This is a genomic window from Alcaligenes aquatilis (assembly GCF_003076515.1).
Taxonomy (GTDB): Bacteria; Pseudomonadota; Gammaproteobacteria; order Burkholderiales; family Burkholderiaceae_B; genus Alcaligenes; species Alcaligenes aquatilis.
On the sequence record NZ_CP022390.1, the window covers coordinates 1393083 to 1419484 of the forward strand.

At 55.5% G+C, this 26402-nt stretch carries 23 protein-coding genes, 3 tRNA genes and 1 riboswitch; of the genes, 13 read left to right on the forward strand and 13 right to left on the reverse strand.

The genetic code is table 11. From position 1 onward, the window contains the following. Positions 1–171: 171 nt before the first annotated feature. The 7 genes from cobA (at position 172) to nirJ (ending at position 5574) form a co-directional block, all read left to right on the forward strand. Positions 172–954, forward strand: coding sequence for a uroporphyrinogen-III C-methyltransferase (cobA, locus tag CA948_RS06460; RefSeq protein WP_108727613.1), 783 nt, complete (start codon positions 172–174; stop codon positions 952–954). 185 nt (positions 955–1139) lie between these two features. Continuing rightward, entirely contained in the window at positions 1140–1328 is a 189-nt protein-coding gene (locus CA948_RS17930) for a c-type cytochrome (RefSeq protein WP_230017876.1), read from the forward strand. Continuing rightward, positions 1325–2485, forward strand: a complete 1161-nt coding sequence (locus CA948_RS06470; protein ID WP_108727615.1) for a cytochrome D1 domain-containing protein — start codon at positions 1325–1327, stop codon at positions 2483–2485. The genes CA948_RS17930 and CA948_RS06470 overlap by 4 nt, the downstream gene beginning before the upstream one ends. Further along, positions 2466–3461: a siroheme decarboxylase subunit beta gene (gene ahbB, locus CA948_RS06475; protein ID WP_238988661.1), complete on the forward strand. Its 996-nt coding sequence runs from the start codon at positions 2466–2468 to the stop codon at positions 3459–3461. Before CA948_RS06470 ends, ahbB (CA948_RS06475) begins: the two co-directional genes overlap by 20 nt. Beyond that, positions 3454–3939, forward strand: coding sequence for an Lrp/AsnC family transcriptional regulator (locus CA948_RS06480; protein ID WP_108727617.1), 486 nt, complete (start codon positions 3454–3456; stop codon positions 3937–3939). Before ahbB (CA948_RS06475) ends, CA948_RS06480 begins: the two co-directional genes overlap by 8 nt. Position 3940: 1 nt before the next feature. Further along, positions 3941–4438: a siroheme decarboxylase subunit beta gene (ahbB, locus tag CA948_RS06485; protein ID WP_108727618.1), complete on the forward strand. Its 498-nt coding sequence runs from the start codon at positions 3941–3943 to the stop codon at positions 4436–4438. A gap of 2 nt (positions 4439–4440) precedes the next feature. Then, positions 4441–5574, forward strand: a complete 1134-nt coding sequence (gene nirJ / locus CA948_RS06490) for a heme d1 biosynthesis radical SAM protein NirJ (RefSeq protein ID WP_108727619.1) — start codon at positions 4441–4443, stop codon at positions 5572–5574. A gap of 439 nt (positions 5575–6013) precedes the next feature. Here the strand turns inward: nirJ and CA948_RS06495 are convergent, their stop codons facing one another. Genes CA948_RS06495 through CA948_RS06505 form a run of 3 tightly spaced genes read right to left on the reverse strand, consistent with a single transcriptional unit; the run spans position 6014 to position 8948 of the window. After that, positions 6014–6994, reverse strand: a complete 981-nt coding sequence (locus CA948_RS06495) for a precorrin-2 dehydrogenase/sirohydrochlorin ferrochelatase family protein (protein WP_094197006.1) — start codon at positions 6992–6994, stop codon at positions 6014–6016. 48 nt (positions 6995–7042) lie between these two features. Further along, positions 7043–7387, reverse strand: a complete 345-nt coding sequence (locus tag CA948_RS06500) for a c-type cytochrome (protein WP_094197007.1) — start codon at positions 7385–7387, stop codon at positions 7043–7045. A 13-nt stretch (positions 7388–7400) separates the two neighbouring features. Next, positions 7401–8948 carry a nitrite reductase gene (locus tag CA948_RS06505; RefSeq protein ID WP_094197008.1) on the reverse strand — a complete coding sequence of 516 codons (1548 nt, stop codon included), beginning with the start codon at positions 8946–8948 and terminating at the stop codon, positions 7401–7403. Between the two features lie 331 nt (positions 8949–9279). Between CA948_RS06505 and pdxR the strand changes: the two genes are divergently transcribed. Beyond that, positions 9280–10752 (forward strand): MocR-like pyridoxine biosynthesis transcription factor PdxR, encoded by a 1473-nt coding sequence (gene pdxR, locus CA948_RS06510; RefSeq protein WP_108727620.1) that lies wholly within the window; start codon positions 9280–9282, stop codon positions 10750–10752. Between the two features lie 13 nt (positions 10753–10765). Here pdxR and CA948_RS06515 read toward each other — a convergent pair whose 3' ends face one another. The 3 genes from CA948_RS06515 to rnr form a co-directional block, all read right to left on the reverse strand. Next, positions 10766–12001 (reverse strand): cystathionine gamma-synthase family protein, encoded by a 1236-nt coding sequence (locus tag CA948_RS06515; protein WP_094197010.1) that lies wholly within the window; start codon positions 11999–12001, stop codon positions 10766–10768. A gap of 158 nt (positions 12002–12159) precedes the next feature. Then, positions 12160–12906, reverse strand: coding sequence for a 23S rRNA (guanosine(2251)-2'-O)-methyltransferase RlmB (gene rlmB / locus CA948_RS06520; RefSeq protein ID WP_063690574.1), 747 nt, complete (start codon positions 12904–12906; stop codon positions 12160–12162). Positions 12907–12975: 69 nt separating this feature from the next. Beyond that, positions 12976–15453, reverse strand: coding sequence for a ribonuclease R (gene rnr, locus CA948_RS06525; protein WP_108727621.1), 2478 nt, complete (start codon positions 15451–15453; stop codon positions 12976–12978). A gap of 109 nt (positions 15454–15562) precedes the next feature. Here rnr and CA948_RS06530 point away from each other — a divergent pair. Continuing rightward, a tRNA-Leu gene (locus CA948_RS06530) sits at positions 15563–15647 on the forward strand. A gap of 510 nt (positions 15648–16157) precedes the next feature. Here CA948_RS06530 and CA948_RS06535 read toward each other — a convergent pair. Together CA948_RS06535 and CA948_RS06540 are read right to left on the reverse strand one after the other, a co-directional pair. After that, positions 16158–16412, reverse strand: a complete 255-nt coding sequence (locus tag CA948_RS06535; protein WP_094197012.1) for a heavy-metal-associated domain-containing protein — start codon at positions 16410–16412, stop codon at positions 16158–16160. 630 nt (positions 16413–17042) lie between these two features. Continuing rightward, a tRNA-Leu gene (locus CA948_RS06540) sits at positions 17043–17127 on the reverse strand. A gap of 153 nt (positions 17128–17280) precedes the next feature. Beyond that, a riboswitch (SAM-I-IV-variant riboswitch) is annotated at positions 17281–17374 on the forward strand. A gap of 117 nt (positions 17375–17491) precedes the next feature. Between CA948_RS06540 and CA948_RS06545 the strand changes: the two genes are divergently transcribed. Then, complete coding sequence (locus tag CA948_RS06545) at positions 17492–17839, forward strand: hypothetical protein (RefSeq protein ID WP_230017869.1); 348 nt, start codon at positions 17492–17494, stop codon at positions 17837–17839. Here CA948_RS06545 and CA948_RS06550 read toward each other — a convergent pair. Next, positions 17836–18636: a siderophore-interacting protein gene (locus tag CA948_RS06550; protein ID WP_108727622.1), complete on the reverse strand. Its 801-nt coding sequence runs from the start codon at positions 18634–18636 to the stop codon at positions 17836–17838. The genes CA948_RS06545 and CA948_RS06550 overlap by 4 nt on opposite strands. Then, positions 18618–19211 carry a PadR family transcriptional regulator gene (locus tag CA948_RS06555; protein WP_230017866.1) on the reverse strand — a complete coding sequence of 198 codons (594 nt, stop codon included), beginning with the start codon at positions 19209–19211 and terminating at the stop codon, positions 18618–18620. Before CA948_RS06555 ends, CA948_RS06550 begins: the two co-directional genes overlap by 19 nt. 161 nt (positions 19212–19372) lie before the next feature. Between CA948_RS06555 and CA948_RS06560 the strand changes: the two genes are divergently transcribed. Beyond that, positions 19373–19457 (forward strand) — tRNA-Leu (locus CA948_RS06560). Positions 19458–19950: 493 nt separating this feature from the next. Here CA948_RS06560 and CA948_RS06565 read toward each other — a convergent pair. After that, positions 19951–21024 carry an NAD(P)/FAD-dependent oxidoreductase gene (locus CA948_RS06565; protein WP_108727623.1) on the reverse strand — a complete coding sequence of 358 codons (1074 nt, stop codon included), beginning with the start codon at positions 21022–21024 and terminating at the stop codon, positions 19951–19953. A 331-nt stretch (positions 21025–21355) separates the two neighbouring features. Then, a complete protein-coding gene (locus CA948_RS06570) occupies positions 21356–22036 on the reverse strand; it encodes a prepilin peptidase (RefSeq protein ID WP_406846403.1) in 681 nt (226 codons plus the stop codon). A gap of 224 nt (positions 22037–22260) precedes the next feature. On the opposite strand from CA948_RS06570, the gene CA948_RS06575 reads away from it, so the two are divergent. Further along, complete coding sequence (locus CA948_RS06575) at positions 22261–24294, forward strand: DUF4139 domain-containing protein (protein ID WP_108727625.1); 2034 nt, start codon at positions 22261–22263, stop codon at positions 24292–24294. 9 nt (positions 24295–24303) lie between these two features. On the opposite strand, the gene CA948_RS06580 is transcribed toward CA948_RS06575, so the two are convergent. Then, complete coding sequence (locus CA948_RS06580) at positions 24304–25179, reverse strand: LysR substrate-binding domain-containing protein (RefSeq protein ID WP_108727626.1); 876 nt, start codon at positions 25177–25179, stop codon at positions 24304–24306. A gap of 140 nt (positions 25180–25319) precedes the next feature. On the opposite strand from CA948_RS06580, the gene CA948_RS06585 reads away from it, so the two are divergent. Further along, the gene (locus CA948_RS06585) at positions 25320–26396 is read left to right on the forward strand and encodes a putative 2-aminoethylphosphonate ABC transporter ATP-binding protein (protein WP_108727627.1); all 1077 of its coding nucleotides are present in this window, start codon (positions 25320–25322) and stop codon (positions 26394–26396) included. The last annotated feature ends 6 nt before the right edge of the window (positions 26397–26402 follow it).

A 26402-nucleotide genomic window follows, 5' to 3' on the forward strand; every position in this document is an offset into this window, starting at 1 on the left:
TACGAGAGCCGGACTTAACAACAGATAACACCTTATCTGAGTGACAGGAGCAAGGCTCTGCACCCTTCTCTTGAGCACCAACCGTGCCCATATCAGAGCGGTCTGCTCTCCTACAATTTTCTGCATTGTTTGACTGTATTTCGGTACTTGCTACCGTCAAGGAGCGCAACGATGCACGGCAAGGTTTATTTGGTTGGGGCGGGGCCTGGCGACCCTGAACTTCTCACACTACGCGCTTTATACCTGCTGCAACATGCAGATGCTGTGGTCTATGACCGCTTGGTCAGCCGCGCCATCATGAGCTGCATCAACCCTGAAGCCACCCTGCACGATGTTGGCAAGGTGGCCGCGTGCAAACCCAGCATGCAGGACGACATCAACGACATCCTCTTATCACTGAGCAGAACGCATCAGCGCGTTATCCGCCTAAAAGGCGGTGATCCCTTTATTTTTGGGCGCGGCGGCGAGGAGCAGCTTTATCTGCAACAACACGGCGTCCGGGCCGAGGTTGTGCCTGGAATTACTGCCGCGACGGGCTGTGCGGCTTCTTTAGGCATTCCCTTGACTCATCGCGGGCTGGCCAGCAGTGTGCGCTTTATCACCGGACATTTGCGGGACAACCAAGGCCTGGAACTGAACTGGGCCTCCCTATCCGACCCCACCTGTACGCTGGTGTTTTACATGGCCATGGCCAATTGCCGTCATATCGCCCAGGCCTTGATCCAACATGGACGCAGCCCACATACGCCCATCGCCCTGGCACAGGACGCCACACTTAAAAGCCAGCGATGGGGCTTGGGTACATTGCAGACACTTCCACAGCTAGCACAGACATTTAGCCCTCCCGCCTTGCTGATCATTGGGCAAGTTGTACAGCTACACCCGGACTACCCGCAGCCCACATCAAACACGCAAGACGCACTCACACCCGAATCATCCTGGGCACTGATGTGAGTGGTTTGCACTTCTCTTTAAAACGCTGCGGCAGACGGACTCTGGCCCGGATTGGGTTGCCTGTATTGCTCATCCTTGTTGACCCTCAACAAGCCACTGCAAATGACGTCACGTTGACTTCAGAGCAGCGCCTCTCTTTACAAACACTACTTCATCAAGAGTGCGGTTCCTGTCATGGCTTGTTCTTGAAAGGAGGTCTAGGCCCAGCCTTGACGGCAGATGCCTTGCAAGGCCAAAGCCCAGAACAAATCGCCTTGACCATCATGCAAGGTCGCCCCGGCACCGCCATGCCTGCCTGGAACCGCTTTTTGCAGCCAGCGGAAAGTTTATGGCTGGCGAACTTCCTTCTCCAGAACTCGGATACAGCACCATGAAAGCACTCATGACTCTTAGCCTGCTTGTCGTGTTAAGCGGCTGTGCCAACTCACTACGCGGCACTAACGACCTGGGGCTGATCGTCGAGCGCGCCACAGGCAGCGTAGCCCTTGTTGAGACCAGTCACCGCAGTCGCTTGGCGCGTATTGAGGGCTTGGGTGACCTCTCCCACGCTCATATCACTTATTCGCGCGACGGACGGTATGGCTATATATTCGGACGTGATGGCGGGCTGAGCAAAGTGGACCTGATCAAACAAGTTGTAGTCCGCCGCATTATTCAGTCCGGCAATGCCATAGGTGGGGCGATCTCCCAGGACGGCAAGCTGATTGTGGTACAGAACTACGAACCGGGCGGCATCAAGGTTTTTGACGCAAAAACCCTGGAATTGGTCAGTGAGGTTCCGTCCTACTACGCCCCCGACAAACGCGCCAAGGTGGTTGGACTGGCTGACCTACCGAATCAGCAATTCGCCTATTCCTTGTTCGAGGCCGGTGAAATCTGGCTCACCGACTTATCCGACCCGCTGCGCCCCACAACACGGCGTTTTGCGGCAGGCAGCCAACCTTACGATGCCATGGTCACCCCAGACGGACGCTACTACATTGCCGGCCTGTTTGGCGAAGACGCTTTGGCCATGCTGGATTTATGGCAGCCTGAAAATGGAGTCCGAAAAATCTTGCCAGGCTATGGCAAAGGCGAAACCGCCCTGCCCGTCTACAAGATGCCGCATCTGCGTGGCTGGTCCCAAGCGGGTCAGGACTTGTTTTTGCCTGCCATTGGACGCCATGAAGTACTAGTGGCCAGCACCTTGGATTGGCAAGAAAAAACTCGCATCCCTGTTCAGGGCCAACCCGTTTTCGTCATGGCTCAGCCCGATGGCCGGCAAGTCTGGGTGAACTTTGCATTCCCAGACAACGACAAGGTACAGGTCATTGATGTTGCCACTTTAGAAGTGATTCGGACCTTGGACGCAGGCAAAGCGGTTCTCCACATGGAGTTCACCCCACGCGGCGAGGCTGTCTGGATTTCAGCACGAGACGATAATCGAGTCAGCGTATACGACACCCGCAGTTTCAAGCGATTGGACAGCCTGGAGATTCAGCAACCCAGCGGGGTGTTTTTTACGCATCGGAGTGGTCGCATTGGTTTCTGATCTTTCCCCTTCTGCCTTTCAACTATTGAATGCCTGGCAACACGGCTTCCCCCTGGAGTCCCGTCCGTTCCGTAAGCTGGGGCTGCTATTGGGACTAAGCGAGCAAGCCGTAATGGACTATCTCCAAGGCTGGCGCAGCGATGGCATCATCAGCCGTATCGGGCCGGTGCTGAACCCCACCTGCATGAGCAGCACCTTGGTGGGCATGCCTATCCCAGCCAAGGATCTGGACAGGATTGCGAACTGGATCAGCACCCTGCCCGCTGTGAACCACAACTACGCACGCGAACACGCGGTCAATCTATGGTTTGTGCTGACCTGTGCGAATGAGCAAGAACGGCAGGCAACCCTGGACCACATCGCCCAATACACCGGTTTGTTGCCCTTGTCCTTGCCCATGCTCCGGGCCTATCACATTGACCTGGGGTTTAGCCTGACTACTCATGTCAAAATTGCCAGCCCCTTGGCACCAAGCCATAGTCTGCCTGCATTAGGCAGCGCCGAACGCAAACTCCTGGAGCGCTCCTTGCAAGGCTTGGAGATACAAGCCGAACCTTTCAAACCTTGGGCAGAGCATGCCCAAATGAGTGAGAAACAAGTTCTGCAACACCTGCGCAGCTTTCTGGAACAAGGTGTTTTCAGACGGTTTGGTCTGGTTTTACGCCATCGCACGCTGGGCTATAGCGCCAATGCCATGTGTGTCTGGACGGTAGACAACCATCGTATCGACGCCTTGGGTGAGGAACTGGCCAGGCAAAACGGCATCACGCTTTGTTACCAACGACAGCCCCACCCGCCACATTGGAATCACAATCTGTTTTGCATGATTCACGGCAAAGATCGCCAGCACGTACTGGCTCACCATGCGGAACTGAATAGCCGTTTAGGCTTGGGACAGTTCCCACAGGACGTGCTGTTTTCCACTCGCTGTTTCAAACAACGCGGAGCCCTGCTTGGCCCGGCCTATCATGACTGACACTCACACGACGCCACTGCATGCGCCGGTCAAGTTAGACGACACCGACCGCCACATACTCAATCGCTTGCAAGAGGGTTTCCCCATCTGCTCCCGCCCCTTTGCACGACTGGCTCCTGATCTTTCTTTAAGCGAATCCGACCTGATTGCGCGTGTCCAGTACCTGCGTCAATCCGGAGTCCTGACCCGCTTTGGCCCCCTCTTCCAAATTGAAGCCTTAGGCGGCGCTTACTGTCTGGTCGCCATGTCTGTACCGGAAAAACGGTGGGACAGCGTTGTCAAAACCGTGAACCGCCATCCCGAAGTCGCCCACAACTACCGACGCGCTCACGCCTTAAATATGTGGTTTGTACTGGCCACAGCAAGCGCACAAGACCTTGAGGCTTGCCTGACCACAATCGAAACCGAAACCGGCTTACCTGTCTTCGCTTTTCCAAAAGAACAGGAATACGCACTTAGCCTGAAACTGGAGCTTTGACATGGAGCATTTGAACCCTGCCTATACCGCACTGATACATGCTTCGCAGCAGGGGCTGGCTATAGAGCCGCAGCCTTACCTAAGGCTGGCGCAGGCGCTAGGCGTCTCCGAAGCCTATGTCATAAAGCAGTTTCAAACCATGTTGGACCAAGGTTTGATAAGACGGATTGCAGCCATCCCAAATCACTACGCCCTGGGCTATGTAGCCAATGGCATGTGCGTCTGGAATATTGCAGACGAGCGCCTGGACACCGTGGGTACGTGGTTAGGTTCACAAGCTGGAGTCAGCCATTGTTATCGTCGCCCGCGTCGTCTGCCTGCGTGGCCATACAACCTGTTTGCCATGCTGCATGGCAAGGACCATGACACGGTCCGTGCCCAAGCAAAGAACATCAGCATGCACATCACGCAGCACTTTCCGGGTGTCTTGCACGATCACGACATTTTGTTTTCCACGGCCATTCTTAAAAAGACCGGCCTGCGTCTGCGGAGGCCTTGAGCATGTTCCGGATATCCCGTTTTATCGCTGCCCTGCACTCTCCTGTTGCCGCCACGCGTGCCAGCAAAGCCCCTGTAGTGATCTGGAATCTGATACGTCGTTGCAATCTCCATTGCAGCCACTGTTACTCTGCCTCCACCAACAAGGACTTTCCCGGCGAACTGAGCTACGAGCAGGCCTGCTCTGTCATGGACGATCTACATCAGTTCGGTGTGCGCGCCCTGATTCTGTCCGGCGGTGAACCCTTGCTGCGCAGAGACATTTACGACTTGGGTCGACGCGCAAAAACACTGGGTATGTACGTAGGGCTATCGTCCAACGGCACCCTGATTACTGAACAGAATATCGACCAGATTGCCGACTGCGGCTTTGACTATGTCGGCATATCCCTGGATGGTTTGCAGGCCAGGCATGACCGTATTCGTGGTGAAAACGGAGCCTACGCTGCTTCCTTGCATGGTTTACGGCTGTGTCGCGAAAAACACTTGAAAGTGGGCCTGCGCTTTACTCTGACCCAGGAAAATGCGGCTGACCTCAATGGCCTGCTGGCAGTGATGGACCAGGAGCGAATCGACCGCTTTTATCTCTCTCATCTAAATTACGCGGGCCGAGGTCTTAGCAATCGCGCTTTGGCCAGCCATCACGCCGTCACCCGGCGGGCCATGGAACAACTTTTCACGACCTGCATGACGTATCAGAAAGCCGGAAAACCCAAGGAATTTACCTCAGGGAACAATGATGCCGATGGCGTTTTCTTCCTGCACTGGGTACGACGCCACTACCCAGATCAGGCTAAAAAAATTCTGACCATGTTGCGTCAATGGGGTGGAAACTCCTCCGGCCAAGGAATTGCGAACATTGATAACCGTGGCAATGTACACCCGGACACCATGTGGTGGCACTACAGCTTAGGCAATGTGCTGAAACAGCCTTTCTCAGAGATTTGGTCCAACAATCAAGATCCTTTGTTAGCGGGACTGCGCCAACGGCCAAGGCCTGTACAGGGACGCTGTGCGGGATGCGCCTACCTGGATATTTGCAATGGTAATACGCGCACCAGGGCAGAGAAAAGTACGGGCAATGTATGGGCAGAAGATCCGGGTTGCTATCTCAATAACCGGGAAATTACTGCCTGAGCCTGCCCAATCAAGAAGCCAGTCAAAGCCCTTTTCGCTGTACCCCAATCCCCTTCCCTGCCCGGCCACGAAACCATGCAAAGCAACTGTCCAGAACAGTAAAGCAGCACTGAGAGGCGAATACAGTCTCCAGACATAGCCAAGTTCGGATAAAAGTCTGGACGGAGACGGACCCGAACCCCGGATTTCCTGCATACTCTGTACCGGTACAAATACAAACACCGATGATGATGCTGCCGGTGCCAGTGCTGGTGCAGATGCCAATGCTGGTGCTGAAGCGGATGTGGATGTGGATGCTGGCAAAGTTCATCATTTCCAGGCCCATAAGCCTGCACAAACAAGAGACAAAAAAAGTGAGGCAAGAATTCTTGCCTCACTCAAGCAGCTCCATATAACGTAGCAAGCACACACCACCTAGCTCTTCATCACTCCAACACTTCTAAGCCAGTTCACAGCTCAAGCCTTGCTGCTTTAACAGCTCAAGCAAAGGTTGCACATCCCACGAAGACTTCCAGGCAATGACGATGCGCTCTCCTGGCGCCCATGAACGGCATAGCGGTGTCCAGAACGCCTGATTCAACAGGGTATCTTGCAAGACCACACCGGCCTGATCCAAGGCCATCAAACGGGCATCACGGCGTGCTTTTTCCAGAATCGCGGGCAGGATCAGAGGCAGGTACAAGACCCAGTCCGCCTGATTCAATTTTCGCAGAGCGCGCAGCGTCAACAAGTCCACGGCCTCCAAATCCGCGATAGGCAAAATGGTGACCTGAACATGCTGCTGGGGAGTCTGCTTCTGCAAGGCGTCATCAAAAGCTGCCAATGCTTCGGTGGACTTTCCTTGTGCCAGGAGGTCAGGAATATGGCCATCAAGCACGTAGTCAAAAAAATGACGGCGAGTATGCACCTCGGGAAAAGCTTGCTTGATATCAGCTCGACGACGAGCCAGCAGACCGGCCAAGTCCCCTACGGATTCAGGCAACTCGCTTTCTATCCACTCCCGAACCCGCCGCGCCAGCACAGGTGCAGACCCTGCCGAGGAAACCGCAATCATTAAAGGCGAACGGTCGATCATGGCAGGAACCTGCACGGTGGACAGTTGCCCGTCATCAACCACATTACAGGGCAGATGCAAGGCATCGGCCGCCTGAGCCACGATACGATTTATTTCTCGTCGTCCGGTGGCCGCGATAACCAGCCAGGCCTCGCGAATATGCTCGGCGACAAAAGCAGTGAACAAGCTGCTTAGCGCCCCTGCTTGCGCGCTGGCCCGTAACCAGGGAGTCTGTTCCGGTGCAACCACCGTCACCCGCGCTCCTGCACGTAACAAGAGCCGAACTTTACGTTCGGCAACCGAGCCGCCACCTACAACAACAACGGCTTTGCCAGTCAGATTGAAGAACAAGGGAAACACATTCATTGCAGGACATCCTTAAGGCGCCAGTAAAAACTGGCGCCCAGTTCACACTTACTTCAAGCTGGCAAAGTAGGCAGCCAGTTCATTCACCATTTCCGGGCTGAGCGGTTCAGCCATCGGGCTCATGATGGGATCGTTACGCTCTCGGGATTTGAACTGCTGCAGCTGCTTGACCAGATACTCCACCTTCTGCCCCGCCAAGTTGGGGTACATGCCTTCCGTACTGACACCTTCCAGACCATGACAAGAGGCACATAAAGGCAACATGGATGACGCCTGGGCCGACAGTTGTGACTGCCCATGCGAACCTTGTAAACCGGCGGGTTTATCCGCCGCCAACGCTGCACCTGAGCCTAAAAGACCAACCAGAGCCACACCCATAAAAAGCTGTTTCATGACATTCCTTTGCTTAGAATTTTTGGGTTTCAGGCTGACCGATGGTGAGCCAGCGAGTGCGAGCGCGAGAGAAAATACCCGATGGGCTTTCCATCTTGTGCTCGGCTACCAGCTCCAGGCTACGGCTGTCGTAGATTTTCAGACGGTCCCCCCAGTAACCCGAGCTGACGTACAAGTAATCTCCTGTGCGGTTGTAGTTAGGGAAGAAGGCATGGCCGCCCACATCCAGGGTTTTCGCCACCGACAAGGTGTTTTTGTCGATTAACTGAATCCAGGAAGCGCGCTTGTCCTTGTCAATAATGTCCACCGCCACATACGGTGCATTGGGATGTGCGGCAGGCGATTCGGTGGCCCCGGCTACCGGGATTTGTTTCACCACGGAAAAGTCCTTGGTATCCCAGGCCGTAACAACCGAACCCAGCTTGCAGCTGCCCATATTGGTACCGAAAGCCAGCATGCGACCATTCACTTCGGTAACCGCCCCCGAGCCTGCATGCGGTTGGCAGCCAGCTGGAATATCACGCACCACCTTGTCGTCCTTCAAGTCGATCGCCACATATTTGTTGTCATCGTAGGAAGCCACCATGGAGTAGCGACCATCAGGCGTCAGGAAAGTGTCATGCAACATGCGGCCCACCTTGGCCAGTTTGGTGACCGGCATGTCTGGCTTGTCCGGATCAATAATCCAGATCTGCCCGGCTTGGCGCAGCGTCAGTGCAAACTTGTTATTGATGCGGCTGCCAATGATGGGACCGCCGGCGGATTTGATGAAATTGCCATCCGGGTCCTCGCCCTCCAGAGCAAGATACTTCACCGGCTCCAGTGTGTCGGCTTTCAGGATGACCATGCTATTGGGCACAAAAGAACTCAGTGCCAACCACTTACCATCTTTGGACAATGCAATACCGGTCCCCGTCAGGCCCACTTTGGCCTGCCGCACAATCTGCAAGGTGTACAGGTCAATTTTGTAGACGTGACCATCATCGCTTTTCAGGTAACCCCAACGCTCATGGCTGGGACTGAACTCCATGATATGTGGCGCACCAACCGTGGCGATTTCTCCTACCTTCTGATTGTTCTTGCCATTGATGAAAACGGCGCGTGCCTGATTAGAACCATCCCCCCGACCGTAGCGTCCCCGGGCCATGATGACCATCAAGTCGTAGACGGAGTCGATCTCGTAATTGGGCTTGCTGGGCAAGGTGGATTCGTCCACCAGTACTTTCACGCTGGCACGAATTTGATCCATGTCCCAACTGCGTTCCACCACGGGCTCGTTCTTGATCATCTTGGCCAGGGCACGAATATCCTCGTCGGGTAAACGTCCGACAAAAGGCGGCATCAAGGTATCCGGGATTCCAGTCATGATGGTGCCGCGCAAGGCAATCTCGCTTTGAACCAGGCGATCACTGTGCAAGCCCGGAGCAATATACCCTCCCCGGTCGGCTGCGTGACACACCGCACAGTTTTGCTGAAACAAGTTGTCTACCCGCACTTGCTCTTGCGTCGGTGCCGCCAGAGCCGCACTGACGCTGGTAGACAGGAAGGCCAGGGTCATCATTTTTCTATACATTCCATTACCTCCAACAATTGCCTTGCTAAAGGGCAAGACCATAACAACTATAACGATTGTTATTTTTTACTGAGAAGGTATGGATACAGATTACATAATGGGAATGGTTTTTTTATATCGTAATTACAATAAATTAAACACTCTTACTGAGATAAAAATATCCATGACAAGAGGCCAGTTGGCAGATCAAGAAGTCGGATAAATTTATCACGAACGAATCGTCACTTTGAGCTAACTCAAGTTAAAACTAGAGGCTGCTGCCTATAGTGGCCCGGCTTGGCTCGCCCTTGATGGTTTTGATTATTTTTCCAGTCCCGCCATGTTTTCTTTACCGATTACGCTCTCTCATACCCATAGCCCACCGTATAAGCGACAAATTGCACGTCAAATTGAAACCCTGATCTATTCGGGACGTTTGCAGGAAGGCAATCGCCTGCCCTCAATCAACCGTATGGCTTCTTTGCTGCAGGTTTCTAAAAACACGATCATGGGTGCCTATGATTTGCTAATCGACTCCAACCTGATTCATAGCGAACCCAGCCGGGGCTTTTTTGTCGCCACGCCCACCCGCAACGGGCGCAGTCGACTGGTGCCGGATTTTGTCATGGAGACGGCCCACTGTTCACGCAACCTGCGTACCAGCACGGCCCTGGCCAGCGGTGTTCATGTGCCCGCCGCCAGTGTGCCGGTTCGTTTTGATTTCAAGATTGGGCGCCCCTCGCTTCATGCCTTTCCGCTGCGCCAGTTCATTTATCTATCCAATCAACTATTGCGTTATGCAGGCACTGGTATGACGGACTATCCACCGCCTGAAGGTTTATGGGGTTTGCGGCTGCAAATTGCAGATTATCTGGCCGCCAGCAAAGGCATTTTGGCTGACCCGGACCACATCCTCATTACGGCAGGGACGCAGGAGTCCTTGAGCCTGATTGCGGCCCACTTTCTGGACGAAAACAGCTGTGCGGTGCACGAATCGCCTGGCTATAACGGCTTCAGGCATCTACTGGCACGCCATCGTACTCAGGGCATTCCCGTGCCTGTAGATCAACACGGCTTATGCACCGATCAATTGCCCAACAGGGCGGTCCAACTAGCCTTTGTCACGCCCTCCCATCAATACCCCTTGGGGCACACGCTGACAGTGCCGCGCAGGCAGGAGCTGCTGGCTTGGGCCAGCTCCAGCGGTGCTTTGATTATTGAGGACGACTACGACGGAGACTTCTGTTATGGCCCGGCCCTACCTGCGCCGCTCAAGGCCATGAGCCCCGGACAGGTAATTTACCTGGGTTCGTTCTCGAAAACATTGGGGCCTGGTTTGCGCTTGGGCTATATGGTCTGTCCACCCCATTTGAGCCAGGACTTTATTGCTCGCAAGGCCTTGCTCAACAATGGATCGCCCTGGTTAACACAAGCTATTCTGGCACGTTTTTTTGATGAGTATGACTATCCTCGGCACCTGCAGTATTTGCGTCGCCGTTACCTGGAGCAACGCAATACCCTGCTGCAGGGACTGAAAAAAGCATGGGGAAATACCGGAGTGGTCAGCGGACACAATGCTGGCATGCATCTGGCTTTCCGACTGCCTTCACAAGGCCCGGATGCCCATCACGTTGCTGCGGCAGCGCTTCGCTATGGCATACGCCTATACCCTTTGGCACAGGCCGCCAGCCAGGAAGCGGACGGCAGCGACCCACGCCATCTGCTATTTGGCTACGCGAATCTGGAGTGCAGCGAGTTACAACAAGCGATGCAGCATCTAGCCCTGATACAAGCCAGGCTGAACCATGGCTAGCTGTGCAAAGAACTTAAGACTGGGCCAGTGCCTGATCAAAGTCGGACGTCAGATCAATGATCTCTTCGATACCCACAGAGATACGCAACTGATTGTCGGAAATACCCATCAGGGCACGCTGCTCGGGCCCCATCTCGTAGTAGATGGTATGGGCAACGGGCAGCACCAGACTGCGGTTGTCACCCAGGTGCGTAGCCAGAACAAAGACTTTCAGACGATTCAGGAAGTCGAAAATTTCGATGCCCTCTTCCAGCACGACACTCATCAGGCCGCCGAAGCGATTGCCGAACAACTGAGCCGTACGCTCGTGTTGGGGGTGATCCTCCAGACCCGGATACTGCACGTGCTTCACCTTGGGGTGAGCCTTCAAATGGCGCGCCAAAGCCAGCGCATTGGAACAGATGCGCTCCATACGCAACGGCAAGGTTTCCGAGCCTACAGCCAAACGGTGGGCCACATCGGACGACAAGGTGCCGCCCATATCGCGCAAGCCCTTCTTACGAATCTGTACCAGGCCCCAGTTCTGCGTATTGCCATTGCGGTATACCTGGGCAATATTAGGATAGGTCGTCCAGTCAAACAGACCTGTATCTGTCACCATGCCACCCAGAGCATTACCGTGGCCACCAATGTGCTTGGACAGCGAGTTGACCACCAAAGAGGCTTTGAACTCGCGGCCGGGCGACAGGTAAGGCGAGGACAAAGTGGCATCGACCACATACAACAAGCCCTCGTCCTGACACCATTGCCCCACCCCTTTCAAATCAGCCACCTGTGTGCCCGGATTAGCAATGGTTTCAAGAAACACCATGCGAGTATTGGGCTGACGCGCGGCTTGCACCTGGGCCACATCGGTTGCGTCTACCAGCGTGGTTTGAACACCCAGGTCGCGCAAGGTGCCCAACAGACTGTTGGTGTTACCGAACAGATATTTGCTGGCAATCAGGTGATCCCCCTGGCGCAGCAAGGTAAACAGGGTCGCGGTCAACGCGGCCATACCGGTTGCAAAGCTGACGCTGCCCACCCCTTTTTCCATACGCGTAATCTTGGCTTCCAACGCCGCCGTGGTGGGTGTGCCCTGACGAGAATAGGTAAAGCCGGATTTGCCCTGAAAGACTGCGGCCAGCTCACGCGCATCCTGAAAACCGAACTCGGTCGATGGGTGCAATGGCTGATGAATAGCGCCATACTGCGTACCCAAACGACGGTCAGAGTGCAAGGTAGAGGTAATAAAGCCGTTTTCTTCCATGATCGTTTCAAAGCCCATAATGCGTGTACACACCGTCAGCACCGATTGGGTTTTGCCCGGCTGACGGCCAATTACTTATTATCTGGTGAAGCGGCGAATGAAGCCCGCCGTTTTTTATACAAATAAGTAATTAAGTAAGTAACAAGACTTAAAAGAAATTAGGCCTGGCTACGTTGACGCAAGGTTTCGTACAGACAAACCGCACTGGCGACACTGACGTTCAAGCTTTCTACCGCACCCATCATGGGAATGGAAACCAGCTCGTCGCAGGTTTCACGGGTGAGACGGCGCATGCCCTCGCCCTCGGCGCCCATCACCCAGGCCATGGGGCGGCGGGCATCCACCTGGTGGAATGTGTGGGTGGCTTGATCACTGGTACCGACTAGCCAGACATCGCGCTCACGCAGCATGCGCATGGTACGGGCCAAGTTCGTCACCGTAATGTAAGGGGTCGATTCGGCTGCACCGCAAGCCACGCGCGAGACCGTCGCGTTCAGACCCACGGCACGATCACGAGGCGCAATCACGGCATGCGCGCCGGCTGCGTTGGCACTACGCAGGCAGGCACCCAGGTTATGAGGGTCTGTGACCCCGTCCAGAATCAGCAAAAAAGGAACCTGACCGGCCTCTTCCAGATCATCCAGCAATTCGTTGACATCAACGGCCAGCTCTTGCTCCAGAGCCAATGCCACCACACCCTGGTGACGTGTGCCTTTGGCCAGACCATCCAGACGCTCGACCGGCACGGCCATGACTTTCAAGCCTGCCTGCTCTACCTGTTCGATAAAGGCCAGCATCCGTTTGTCGCGCCGGGTCTGATCCACATAGACCTCGCGCACCGAAGCGGCGCTGAAACGAACTCGGGCAATAACGGCATGGAAACCGGCCAAAACCTGCTGAGGCATAACAATCCTTGGGGGAAATAAGAGCAAATAAAGAAAGCCGGGCAAAAAGCCCGGCTTGGCATTGTACGCCTATCGGCGTCGCCCTCTAGGGCTGCGCGTGGATTTGGCGGACTTGGCTGCCTTCTCTGTACTGCGTTTTTCATCCCGCTCGGCCTGCTTTTGAGAAGCTCGTCGCTGGGAGGCCGTGGTGCCCTTCAAGGCCAGCGGCTTGGTTGAAGCCGCTTTCTTGATGGGCCGCTCGGACGGATCAGACCCTTCGGCCGCCGCCTTCACCGCTTTGTAGCCCACGCCTTTAACCAGACGGAACTCAATACGACGCGCCTCCAGATCAACACGGGCGACCTGCACTTGTACCGCATCGGTCAGACGATAACGCAGACCAGTGCGCTCACCACGTAACTCGTTCGAGGTTTCGTTGTACTGGAAGTAATCTGCGCCCAGCTCCGAGACGTGAACCAGGCCCTCCACATACAAGGTATCCAACGTTACAAACAAACCAAAGCTGGTTACGCCACTGATCTTGCCGGAGTATTCCTCGCCCACGTGCTCTTTGACAAACCAGCACTTGAGCCAGGCTTCCACATCTTTAGAGGCCTCATCAGCACGACGTTCGCGCGCCGACAACAAGGCACCCAGTTTTTCCCAGCGTGCAAAATCACGCTTGCTGGCTGGCAAGGCGGCATCGCCCGGTTCTTCGGCAATCGCCGGAATGTAGCGCTGGCCTTTCAAAATACCCTTGATGACGCGGTGCACCAGCAAGTCCGGGTAACGGCGAATGGGCGAAGTGAAGTGAGCGTATTGTGAATAAGCCAGACCAAAGTGACCCGTTTTCTCCGGGCTGTAAATAGCCTGCTGCATGGAACGCAAGCACATGGTCTGAATAATGGCGAAGTCGGAACGACCACGAGCGGCGGCCACCACTTTGGCGTAATCGGCAGAAGTCGGTTCGTCGCCCCCTTCCAGGGTCAGACCCAAGCTACGTAAATATTCGCGCAAGGCTTCCAGCTTGGGTGGCGTTGGGCCCTCATGCACACGGTACAAACCATTGCGACGGCTACGAGCAATGAAATCGGCTGCGCAGGTGTTGGCTGCCAACATGCACTCTTCGATCAGCTTGTGGGCATCGTTACGAACCAGAGGTTCAATACGCTCGATGCGACCCAAGGGGTTACACACGATTTTGGTTTCAACCGTATCAAAATCAATGGCACCTCGTGCAGTGCGCTGCTCGGCCAACAAACGGTACAAGGAGTACAGGTTCTGCACAGGTTCGAGCACATGCTGAATCTGTGCGGCGGCCGGACCTGTAGGCTGCTGCAGGGCGCTCCAGATATCGGAATACGTGGTGCGCGCATGTGAGTGAATGACCGCTTCATAAAACTGATAGGCCGATACGGTGCCGGACTTGGGACCATCAGCCAAGACGACCATATCGCACACCATGACCAGACGGTCTACCGACGGGTTCAGAGAACAGATCCCGTTGGACAGGCTTTCTGGCAACATGGGGATCACACGGCGCGGGAAATACACGCTGGTACCCCGCTCCAGAGCGTCTTCATCCAAGGCATCGCCGGAGCGTACGTAATGGCTGACATCGGCAATCGCCACCAGCAATCGCCACGCCCAGCGCGAGCGTTTGCCCGTGCCAATATCAACGCGTTCGCAATACACCGCATCATCAAAGTCCCGTGCGTCTTCACCATCAATGGTGATGAAAGGGACATCGCGCAGATCAACGCGACCTTTGTATTCCGATGGCTTTACCTTGGCAGGAATACGGGCTGCCTGCTTGAGAGCCTTCTCGGAGAAATCGACCGGCACTTCAAACTTGCGCACCGCTATTTCGATTTCCATGCCGGGATCATCAATTTCCCCCAGCACTTCAATGACACGCCCCAAAGGCTGGCGATGGCGCTCGGGCTGCTGGGTGATCTCTACCGTGACGACCTGGCCGGGCTCGGCCTCGCCCTGATCTCCACTTGGGATCAGGATGTCGTGCTTGATACGCTGATCTTCGGGCACCACGATAAACGTGCCACGCTCGCGCAAGAATCGGCCCACCAGCTTACTGGTATGACGCGCAGTAACTTCGACAATCGAGGCATCTGGTTTGCCACGGTATTCACCGACGATACGCACCATAACGTGGTCGCCGTGCAACACTTTGGCCATCTCTCGTGGCGACAAAAACAGATCAGGCTGCCCATCGTCGCGCTGCAAGAAACCAAAACCGTCGCGATGGCCCAACACTTTGCCTGCGATAAAGCCAGTTTGGCTGTTTTTGCGAATTTTGCCTTCGGGGGAAATAAGCAATTGCCCATCGCGCTCCATTGCGCGTACACGCCGCTCAAAACCCACCGTAATTTCTTTGCCCAGGCCCAGCTTTTTCGCCAGAGCCTGCATGGTCAGGCCGTCTGCATCCTCGCGCAGCCCCGCCAAGATCACTTCCCGCGTCGGGGTATCCGGGTCAAAGTCAGGCGGCAACTCATAACGGCCCGTTGATTGAATACGGTCCTCAGTACTGTCTTGATGTTTTTTATTCAAAAGGACACTTCCATTATTAATAAAGTATGCCTATAATCTTTTTTCTTTGCTGCTCACGCAGCGAAGTCGTTAAAAAGCTTTTGGCACAACCATAAGCATACAACGATATGCCCAGGTGGCGGAATTGGTAGACGCGCATGGTTCAGGTCCATGTGCCTTCGGGTGTGGAGGTTCGAGTCCTCTCCTGGGCACCAAAATTCCTAAAAAGCCGATCATCGCAAGATGGTCGGCTTTTTCCATTCCCGCCCAGAAAGTCAGGTGCTTGAGCACCTGACGTGGGGACGAGAAAGGTCGGGCATGCAAGCCCGACCGGGGTCGCGCCTGTGTGACCGAGTCCTCTTCTGGGCACCAAAATTCCGAAAGGCCGATCATTTCTCAATGATCGGCCTTTTGTAGTTTGCTGCTTCACCAATTCAATATCCTTCAGCATCAGTGCGACAAAGCCTGACTGCGTCAGAAAACGAGCAGCAATGCGACTCCTTTCTTGTTTGAACACAGCCATTTCCACATAAAGAATCATCACTACATAATCAGCTGCTTTCTTTACAAGCTTGTGAATGCATAGGCAAACAAGCACTGGCGGGACCAAGCTGAAACCCTCAGGGCGCCACCCCATCACACCCGTGCCTGCCCCTGCTTCGTACAGCCATAAAAAAACCGACTGTGTTTCTACAATCGGTTTTCAGCTCCAGGATGTAGTAAGTTTAACCGCCACAACCACCGCAACAAGCACCATCTTCACCATGCACAGGTTTGGCGATTTGATAGCCTGCCTGCTCAACGGCAGCATGGAGGTCTTCCAGCGAGACCTGGGTTTCATCAAAACGGACCGATGCCTTTGCATTTTCGAATGAGGCATCTGCCGCTTGCACGCCATCGATAGCCGCCAAGGCAATGGCTACTTTATCGGCACATTCAGGATGTCGCAGACCCGCCAGTTTCAGCATTCCAACTTGCATTTTCTATCCCTTTAACATGAGGTGAGGCAGTTGATGAAATCGCCACCGCCCATAAAGATATATATTAAATACATCTTATAAATACGGCAAGAGACAAGGAGCCACCATAGATAAAAAAGCCCAGCTTGCGGCTGACTGACAGCAAAGCCACGATACTGAGTAACGCCGCCATAAGCAGGGGATAGCTGGGCGCCACAGGCGAACTTGCCCAGGAGAGCAATCCCGTGACGATCACCGGGGCAAAAACGCAGAATACAGTCACCCCAATGTTGTGACTCAAGGACATACAGGTGTTTTGCCCTACTACAGGCAGGAGCTCATGCAACTGCTGGGTCATGGAGCTGCGAGAAAGCCAAGAGCACAAGACGAGTCAGACCCAGGCTGCAATCAATAGAAAAGGCCAATCATCACTTTGAACACACACAACAAAAAACCGACCATCTTGTGATGATCGACTTTTTTTGAGGAATTGGTGATATCCAGGAGAGGACTCGGTCACACAGGCGCGACCCCGGTCGGGCTTGCATGCCCGACCTTTCTCGTCCCTACCCCAGGTGCTCAAGCACCTGACTTTCTGGGCTGGAATGAAAAAAGCCGACCATCTTGCGATGATCGGCTTTTTAGGAATTTTGGTGCCCAGGAGAGGACTCGAACCTCCACACCCGAAGGCACATGGACCTGAACCATGCGCGTCTACCAATTCCGCCACCTGGGCTCTGACTGCGGAATTTGTTTTTCAACCAACCCCTGCAAGACAGAAGATAACTATAGCACGATTTTTAAATGATGCAAACTATTTCTGTATTTTTTCATATCCGACGGAAATAAACGCGGCCCTTGCACTTCATAAGAATCGCTTTTATGCTTATTGCTATATCAAGAGTTGGGGCAACCCATGCCAACCTGTGTACCCGCACAAGGTGGATTCAAGATATGGCCATCTGGCAATCAATGGGATCATCAAGACAAGAACCCGCTGCCAGCGGGTTTTTTTATGCTTGGCCCCTACCGGGCAAAGGGTCTTTTAATCCAACTTGCTCACCCGGAAGCGCCTTCCAAGAGCTAAACAGGAGTATTTCATGTTGTCTGCACCGTTTTACTATCACCTGACTTTAGAGCAGCACAGCTACCGCATTGTCCTGCGCCCCGGATGTTCCCGGCTGGCCGTGGTATGTGAACTGCATGCTGATACGGTCGGGGATTACGAGCCGCGCTGGCTGGGTTCCAGTTGTCGCGGTGGCTATTGGGCTCGCTTCCAGCATGATATCGACAGCACCTTGCTGCTGAACATGGATGCCATTGCCCGTTTGATTGACGAGCACCGTCTGGCTCATCCCAATGCCGTGCTGGATACGGATTTACAGCCCGTCCTGAACGTAGGCGGACGCTTGCGCGCCCAGCCCTACCCTCAGCAAAAAGCCGCTTAGTCCAGACGTGGGGCATCCTCGCCCTGGTCACCTTGACGCCAGTAGCTACTGGCCCGAATCGCACCTTTGTCCAGACCGCGTTCTTGGACCCAGTATTCGCGCAGGCTTTGAGCGATGGCATATTCTGCGGCGACCCATACATGGCCGATGCCGCTCAGCTCGGGCGCAGCACGCAGGGCATCCAAAATGCCATTCAGACCGGCCAGCGAAGGAATCCAGTTCACCGTGACATGGTCCGGCGCTTCCATCGCACCCACGGTCAGCAGATTACGTGCCAGCACGTAAACCTGCACCTTCACGTTGGCCGGTAGTTCATTCACTCGTCGCGCCATGGCAGGCACAGCGGTTTCGTCGCCAATCAGGATTTGCCAATCCAGATCCTTGCTGACCAGAAAGGAGCCGCGTGGACCGGCCACGCCCAGCTTGTCACCCTCTTTGGCTTGCATGGCCCATTGGCATGCAGGACCTTCACCATGGACCACAAAATCAATATCCATCTCAAGTTCCTGTTCACGGAACAGGCGAGGCGTGTAATCACGGATGGGGGGCTTTTCCTGTCCGGCAGCAAAGACCATGCCACGATCGCCCATTTGGGGCAGACGCAACTCTTTGGTGGCCGGGTCGGGGAAAATCAGCTTGACGTGATCATCAAAGCCGGGGGTATAAAAACCGTCCAGATCCGAGCCTTCCAGGGTGATGCGCACCATATCAGGACCCAATTCGCGCCGCTTTTTCACGGTCAGCAAACGCAACTTCAGAGTATGAGCCACTTTCTGCGTTAATTGTTCGGACTGCATTTTTCAGACTCCTTGGGCAAGTTCCGTATTTCGGCGATGGCTTTTTCCAGAATGGCCACCACCTCCGCCTGTCGCGCCAGACTGGCGGTCGATTGTTCAAACATGGCCTGCTTCAGGCTGTGGCGTACCTGGACAAATTCCGGCAACCAGCCCGTTTGCTCCTGCGCGGCCTTCAAATCCTCGTCGCTATTGTGTTCGGCCAGCATCTGCCGTATCCACACCAGCTTGCGCCCGCGATAGGTCAGGGACTGCATCAGGTAATCGCACTTTTCCTTTTGCTCTTGCAAATACGCTTGACCTTCCTTGGTCAGGCTGTACATCTTGCGACGACCTTCTTCTTCGATCAGCACCCAGCCTTGCGTGGCGCAATACGCCAGGGCGGGATACACCGCGCCCGCGCTGGGCACATAGCTGTTCTGGCTAAGCTGCGCAAAGCGGCGAATCAACTGATAACCGTGAGTACTGCCCTCTTTGAGCAGAACCATCAGCATGAGCTGCATGGCCCGAGCGGAGTACTTTCGGCCCTGGCCCATATCCAGCAGCATGCGCTCGACATCCACTGTATTGAATTTCATGTCCATACTCTTATGCTATATCACATGACACACTATAATGATAATGAGAATGCCAATCAACTAAAAATTGAAATTGAATTTATCGAGTGAAAAACGCTTGCTTTACTTTGGGATCTCATCCTATAATTTAATGCTTGAGACGGGCAGCAGCCTTAATCAAAGCCCAGGTGGCGGAATTGGTAGACGCGCATGGTTCAGGTCCATGTGCCTTCGGGTGTGGAGGTTCGAGTCCTCTCCTGGGCACCAAAATTCCGAAAAGCCGATCATCGCAAGATGGTCGGCTTTTTTCATTCCAGCCCAGAAAGACAGGTGCTTGAGCACCTGACGTGGGGACGAGAAAGGTCGGGCATGCAAGCCCGACCGGGGTCGCGCCTGTGTGACCGAGTCCTCTGCTGAGCACCACAAATTCCTCAAAAAAAAACCGATCATCGCAAGATGGTCGGCTTTTTGTTTTGTACATTCAGCACACAAAAGGTTTGAAAATCGTGTTTGAGGGCGAGAATAGTTGCCATGCAAATTCTGCGGGGATCATCTCGATGCGCCCAAGCTCTCTGCTGGCACTACAACCGCCGACCAGTAGAACTTCTTTCAGGATGCAACTCAAAGCGCCCAGAACAAACTCCAGCTGCACTGAAGAATAACCAAGCACAAAAAAGCCGAAACAGTGCCCATGTTGCTTCGGCTTTTTTACTCTGGCGGTGTTATCGCAAGTTATTCAGCTATCCCACCCTCTTCACCATCATTCCAATGGGCGATGACGACGTTGCCAGAAAGGCTGTGCCGCGTAGCGTTGCTCCATCCCATACAAAGCGTGCTGCGAATTCAAATGGCGCACCAAGCCCAGCAGATAGTCTTTCTCGTAAGCTCGAGCCGGTTCCGAATTGCCTTGTGTCAGGGCCACAGCAGCTTGCGCCGCTTGTGATCCGCTCCACAAGGCCGTTGCCAAACCGTTGGCGGCCAAGGGGTCCATGGCCGCGCCTGCATCGCCTGCTCGCAAAATACGACCTTCCACGAAGTAAGACACTGTGCAGCTGGCAGCGGCGCTGACTTTAGGCGTGTAGTCGGCCATCTTGCTATCCAGACCCAGGCTTTCCATACGCACCCGTGCCGCATCAGCACAGCCCAGCAAACCGGCCCATACCGCACCATCACGGCTCAAGCCATCAGGCAAAAGATCCGAGTCCGAGAACAAGGCCACCATCAAGCGATGACCTGGCATGGGGGACAAATACCACCAGCCCAGCTCTACCGCCTCCACCAGAGAAGCGGCTAATGGCTCGGCTCCTTCGGGCAAATCAAAGACATGCCAGGCAGCGACCAGTCTGTCCAGACGATGGCGCTCGGCTGCCGCACCGGCGGACACAGCCGCACGGCCGGTGCAATCGATCAAGGCCTTGGCCTCCAGGCTGCTACCGTCTGCCAGCCTGGCAATGACTCCTTCCGCTTGATGCTCCAGACTCAAGACGCGAGTCTGGCGAATACTGACCTTCATTTTTTTTTGCACGCGCTCAAACAGCACCTGCTCCAGACGGGCCTTATCCAGCAAATAGCCCTGCCCGTCCTCATCCTGCACGGTACGCAATCCTGCGCCACCCCATACTGAAAAACGCCCTTGAGAGCGCAAGGCAACCGTCTCGTCCAGGCAGCTTGCCCAGCCCAGACTGGTCAAGACCACAGCCCCGCGTTCGGACAAGGTCTCGCCAAACGAGGGCTGGGGCTCCTGAGGAGACACCAGCGTCACTTCCTGGCCTTGCATACTCAGGCGACGCGCCGCCGCTAAACCCGCCACACCGGCGCCAACAACAATAATCATGCCTTCATCCTCAGGTTCCCGTCTGCTTTATCAGCGGGACAATGTCCATAGAACCGCGTTGTACTTACCCATACAGCCCGGGCGGAACTCCCGCCTGCCCGACTGGCCCCGGACGTTTTACCACGACAGCCCGGTGAGGAAAACGATTTAAACCCAATAGGCACACTCAAGCCTATTGCAGCCACCTTAAACAGAAAAATCCACGAAACCCCGCGTCGATCCCCCCTCCCGAAAAAGGTCACGAATTAGCACGCATCAACACACATAGAATCCAACAAAGGGAAAACCGGCGGTCATTTTTTTATAGTTATAAAAATCATGAGGCTTTTCTTTACAAAATGCGAGGCAACGAAAACAACATGACCCAGCCTCCCAACACCAGATAGGGGCCAAAGTGAATCGCCTGCCCTGCTTGCAAACGCCCACCAAGGCGCAGGACCAGAGCCGCCAACAGGCCCAGTATCGATGCCGATAACAACACCCCCGGCAACGCAGTTGCTCCCAACCAGGCCCCCAAGGCAGCCAGTAACTTGAAGTCGCCATACCCCATGCCCGCGCGTCCGGTCAGCAACAAGAACACATGGTTCAACAGCCACAGCAATCCGTAACCCAGCGCCGCCCCCATCACTGCCAAGGGCAGGCTGCTAAAAGTGTGATCCAGGTTGACCAGCAAACCCAGCCACAGCAAGGGTAAAGTCAGGCGATCGGGCAGATAGCCGGTTTCCGCGTCAATCCAGGCCAACAAGGCCGTCCCGGCGATAAACACGCAAGCCGCCACCGCCGCTGGCGTCAGTTGCCAGCGCCAACCGGCCCATAGCATCAAGACCAAGGCCAGACTCTGGCATACCCACCCCCATTGGCGATGGGTACGCGGCGAACGCCCAGTCAGTTCAGGCTCCAGCTCGATGGGCAGGCTCCAGGACAAGCGTCGGGCAGGCCAGACGAAACAGATTGCCAAGACCAGAGCAAGCCCCATTCCCGCCCAGGCATTGCCCCACGACGTCCACATCATAATGATCCTTCACTGGGTGAATAAACACGCGCTGGCACAGGCCGCGCAGCCCAAATCCTAGCAGAGCCTTGCGTGCTTTTGATGACGTAAGCATTTTTTGCTCCGGGGGGAAAAAGCCGGACGGTGGCATTTTTTTGTTACCCGAATGACAGACAGAGCCCCACAAGGCTAGGCATAATGCGCTTCACACCTTTGTTTCGCTTACGGATGAATAAGGAAGCGCTATGAACCACTTTGTGCCCCACGCTGCGCGTACGCCTCGCCTGCGCTCTTTGACCGGCGCCCTGCTCCTGGTCTGGATGGGCTCGGCAGCCAGTAACGCCTGGGCTCAGCAGATCGAGTCCATTACCTTATCCAGCGCTGGTATGGCCGAGATCGAGCGACAAGTCCCCATTTCCGACGCAGGCACCGCCCAGTTGCGTGTACCGCTGACTCAGGTCGATGACATTCTGAAAACCCTCATGGCCGTCGATGGCAAGAACCGCATTGACTCCCTGACTTTGTCGGGTCTGGCCCCACTGAAAGAAAGCTTCGACAGCCTGCCCTTCTCGGCCAAAGACCTGCGCTCGCCCGCTACCCTGGCGCAGGCCCTGCGCGGCCAGCAAGTCAGCGCCAGTTCGCAAGGCCGTCTGGTACGTGGTGCCATCTTGGGGGTGCAAGCAACGGCAGCCACTAATGAGCGTCCCGCCCAGGCCATCTTGAGCGTACTGACAGAGCAAGGCCAGATCCAGACTCTGGAGCTGGGCCCGGATACCAGCCTGGAAGTGCTGGACAAGACTTTGCAGCAGCAGTTGCAGCAGGCCACCGACGTGTTGGCGGGCCAGAGCAATCAACAATCGCGTGATATTCAACTGGTCCTGAACAAGACCGATACCCAAACAGCGCGCCTGTCTTACCTGATTCCCGCACCGGTCTGGAAAAGCGCCTATCGCCTGATGATGCAGGACGGCAAGGCCCGTCTGCAGGCCTGGGCCATTTTCGAAAACACCAGCGGCGAGGACTGGAAGGATGTGAAAGTCACCCTCAGCTCCGGTTCGCCTGTGATGCTGCGCCAACGTCTGCTGGAGCGTTACTGGAACGAGCGCCCTGAACTGCCGGTGGCGGTAGGCAGCTCCATCGCGCCGCAAGCAGACACCCAGGCCACCTTGAGCGCGAATCGCGCCCGCAAAGCAGCCAGCGAGGCCGTGCGTGCGCGCATGGCGCCAGCCGCTCCCGCTCCCATCATGATGGAAAGCGCGGCCTACGCCGCCGATAGCAGCATGGCCAAACAGTGGGCTTCGGGCGGCGCGGGTGCCAGCACCCAGGCACAGGAAGGCCAGACTCAAGTGCGCTTTAGCCTGCCGCAAAAGCTGAGCGTGCCCACCGGCCAGACGGTCTCAGTGCCGTTTATCGATACCTCTTTGCAAGCCGAATCCCTGTCGGTGTACCGCAGCGGCCAGGCGGGTGATCATCCTACGGCCGCTATCTGGGTCAATAATGAACAGGCCAACAGCCTGCCGCCCGGCATCATCACGGTCTTTAACCAGGCGGATGGTCATATCGGTGATGCAGAACTGGCCGGTCTGCCTGCTGGCGAGCAGCGCCTGATCTACTTTGCCCAGGACAACAAAGTGCAGGTCCGCGAAGAACAGACGGATGAGTACCGCCTGAGCAAAACCCGTGTGACCGACGGCGTAGCCCGTTCGGAATGGACACGCGTGCAGAACTTTCGCTACGAGATCAAGGCCCCCGCGGATGAGGACCGCACGGTGCTGATCCAGTTGCCCCGTCAGGACGGCTGGACCTTCAAGTCAGATGCTCACGACAGTGATACCGCACAGGAACACCGCCTGAAGGTAAACGTGGCCAAAGGCAAAACCGTTACCGTCACCGCGCAACTGAGCCTGCAAGACCATATGGAATTGCGCCTGGAGGAGATTGACGAGAACATGCTGCTGCAATGGCGTGGCAGCGGCCAGGACAGCACACAACAAGCCAAGATGGACAAGCTGATCGAGCTGCGTCGTCAACTGAGCCAGGCCCAACACGCGCAGAACCGGGCCGTCGAGCGCCTGAACGAAACCGTGGCCGAACAGGAGCGCATCCGCGCCAACCTGGCTGCGGTCAGTGCTCAAAGCACCTTGGGCCAGCGTTTTAGCGAGCAACTGGCCCAACAGGAAGACCAGATTGCCAGCCAGCGCAAAGCCGTTCAGGAACGGCGCGACGCCGTGCAACAAGCCCGTCAGGCTTTTGAGAAAGGTCTGGCTGAACTGGCTTGATCCTGCTCGCTATACAGGTACAGGCAACTCGGCCTGCACCTGCTCCAGAAACGCGCGTATGGCATGGCCCTGCGCGCGTTCTTTCAGGCAATACACGAACTCGCTCAAATGAACCGACACATCGCTTAGTGGCAAGCTGATAATATCCGGATGCGCAGGCACTTCGCGCAAAGGCAGCAAGCTGGCCCCCATGCCACACACCACCGCCCACCCGATCGCCTCCCGACTACCGATTTCCAGAATCTGGCTTGGTTCCTGTCCGGCCTGACGAAACACTTGATGGCACAGCTCGCGCGTCATGGACCCTTGCTCACGCATCAAAATGGGATAGCGGCACAAATCCATAATGCGCACACGTTGGCGATTTGCCAAAGGATGGTCTACCCGCAGCACAGCCACCAATGGATCCGAGGCCAGCAGCAGACGTACCAGACGCGAATCATCAACCAGTGCCGACGACGCGATCACATCCAACTGATAGTCATGCAAGGCCCCCAGAACCCGTTGCGAGTTATCAATGCTCAAACGCATCTTCACGCCGGGGTAGGCCTGATGGAAATTCCGTAATACCGCCATGATGTAATACGGCCCAGTCGCGCCTACCCGCAGCATGCCGCTTTTAAGATCGCGCAGATCACGCAAACTGAAATCAATCTGTGCGGCCTGCTGCATCAATTGCTCGACCTGCGGCAAGAGACGTTCCCCTTGCTGACTCAGGTACACACCCTTGCCCTGCCTGTAAAACAGCTCGACCCCATAGCGGGTTTCCAACTGCCGCAGATGGGATGTGACAGTAGGCTGGCTGATGCCCAATTGTTGGGCCGCCTTGGTAATAGAGCCACAATGCGCCGTGGCATGAAAGGACTTGAGTTCCAGAGCCAGCATGCTGCTGCTCTCCTTGGGAAGAGGGAAAGCCCAAATTATCCGATGCTCGTATTACAGAAATTAGTTGTACTGTCATAGGGCCGCCATATACGCCTCCCATACTGACGTTCATGACATTCATGACAAGTCGGAACCCCGGGATGAGCGCCAAGCCAGCTTTTTTAACCATACAAGGACTGCACAAGCAGTTCGGCTCCTTTACCGCATTAGACCAGGTCAGCCTGGACATACAAGCCGGTGAACTGGTGTGTTTGCTGGGCCCCTCGGGCTGTGGCAAAACCACTTTGCTGCGCTGCATTGCCGGGCTGCAACAAGCCGATAAAGGCATCATCGTGATGGCAGGCCGAGACATTACCCTCCTGCCGCCCCAACAGCGTGACTACGGCATTCTGTTCCAGTCCTACGCCCTGTTTCCCAACCTGACCGTGGCCCAGAACATTGCCTACGGCCTGTCTCCACGCAAGAACCTGGCTACCCAAGTACGTCAGCGCGTGTCTGAAATGCTGGACCTGGTAGGTTTGTCCGGATCGGAAAACAAATACCCGGCACAACTGTCCGGTGGCCAGCAACAGCGCGTGGCCCTGGCCCGTGCACTGGCTCCCTCGCCCTCGCTGCTCTTGCTCGATGAGCCCATGTCGGCTCTGGATGCCCAGGTGCGCGAACGCCTGCGCAGCGAGCTGCGCGATCTGCAAAAACAACTGTCCATTACGACCCTGATGGTCACGCATGATCAGGAAGAGGCCATGGTCATGGCCGACCGTATCGCCGTCATGGACAAAGGCCGCCTGGTGCAGTTTGATCGCCCCCAGGCCTTGTACCGCGCTCCTGCGGATCCGTTTGTAGCCGGCTTTATCGGTGATGCAAACTGGCTGCCCTTTACCCCCTTGCACGATTGCTCAGTACTGGTAGAGCGTGTCCGCCTGGACTTGAGCCAGGAAGCCCCCACCCGCGCCGGACGCCTCTTCATTCGTCCTGAGAACATTCGTGTGTTGGACAACAACAGCCCCGCTCCTGTCACCAATACCTTTTTAGCCGACATTGTGGATGGCATCTTTCTGGGTCGTCACTACAAGCTGACGCTGCGCCCGGAAGGTATGGATGGACTGACCGTGCAGGCCATCGTCAACCCCGAGCAGGGCGACCGCTTGCTTGATCCCTTGGCCGCGCGTCGCTGCCGAATCCAGCTTCCCAGCGAGGCGCTGCATGCCCACCACTGATTCCAT

Coding starts and splice junctions, on each gene's coding strand:
- cobA (WP_108727613.1), top strand. CDS start 172: ATGCACGGCAAGGTTTATTTGGTTGGGGCGGGGCCTGGCGACCCTGAA.
- CA948_RS06470 (WP_108727615.1), top strand. CDS start 1,325: ATGAAAGCACTCATGACTCTTAGCCTGCTTGTCGTGTTAAGCGGCTGT.
- CA948_RS06480 (WP_108727617.1), top strand. CDS start 3,454: ATGACTGACACTCACACGACGCCACTGCATGCGCCGGTCAAGTTAGAC.
- ahbB (WP_108727618.1), top strand. CDS start 3,941: ATGGAGCATTTGAACCCTGCCTATACCGCACTGATACATGCTTCGCAG.
- nirJ (WP_108727619.1), top strand. CDS start 4,441: ATGTTCCGGATATCCCGTTTTATCGCTGCCCTGCACTCTCCTGTTGCC.
- CA948_RS06495 (WP_094197006.1), bottom strand. CDS start 6,994: ATGAATGTGTTTCCCTTGTTCTTCAATCTGACTGGCAAAGCCGTTGTT.
- CA948_RS06500 (WP_094197007.1), bottom strand. CDS start 7,387: ATGAAACAGCTTTTTATGGGTGTGGCTCTGGTTGGTCTTTTAGGCTCA.
- CA948_RS06505 (WP_094197008.1), bottom strand. CDS start 8,948: ATGATGACCCTGGCCTTCCTGTCTACCAGCGTCAGTGCGGCTCTGGCG.
- pdxR (WP_108727620.1), top strand. CDS start 9,280: ATGTTTTCTTTACCGATTACGCTCTCTCATACCCATAGCCCACCGTAT.
- CA948_RS06515 (WP_094197010.1), bottom strand. CDS start 12,001: ATGGAAGAAAACGGCTTTATTACCTCTACCTTGCACTCTGACCGTCGT.
- rlmB (WP_063690574.1), bottom strand. CDS start 12,906: ATGCCTCAGCAGGTTTTGGCCGGTTTCCATGCCGTTATTGCCCGAGTT.
- CA948_RS06535 (WP_094197012.1), bottom strand. CDS start 16,412: ATGCAAGTTGGAATGCTGAAACTGGCGGGTCTGCGACATCCTGAATGT.
- CA948_RS06545 (WP_230017869.1), top strand. CDS start 17,492: ATGTTGTCTGCACCGTTTTACTATCACCTGACTTTAGAGCAGCACAGC.
- CA948_RS06550 (WP_108727622.1), bottom strand. CDS start 18,636: ATGCAGTCCGAACAATTAACGCAGAAAGTGGCTCATACTCTGAAGTTG.
- CA948_RS06555 (WP_230017866.1), bottom strand. CDS start 19,211: ATGAAATTCAATACAGTGGATGTCGAGCGCATGCTGCTGGATATGGGC.
- CA948_RS06565 (WP_108727623.1), bottom strand. CDS start 21,024: ATGATTATTGTTGTTGGCGCCGGTGTGGCGGGTTTAGCGGCGGCGCGT.
- CA948_RS06570 (WP_406846403.1), bottom strand. CDS start 22,036: ATGATGTGGACGTCGTGGGGCAATGCCTGGGCGGGAATGGGGCTTGCT.
- CA948_RS06575 (WP_108727625.1), top strand. CDS start 22,261: ATGAACCACTTTGTGCCCCACGCTGCGCGTACGCCTCGCCTGCGCTCT.
- CA948_RS06580 (WP_108727626.1), bottom strand. CDS start 25,179: ATGCTGGCTCTGGAACTCAAGTCCTTTCATGCCACGGCGCATTGTGGC.
- CA948_RS06585 (WP_108727627.1), top strand. CDS start 25,320: ATGAGCGCCAAGCCAGCTTTTTTAACCATACAAGGACTGCACAAGCAG.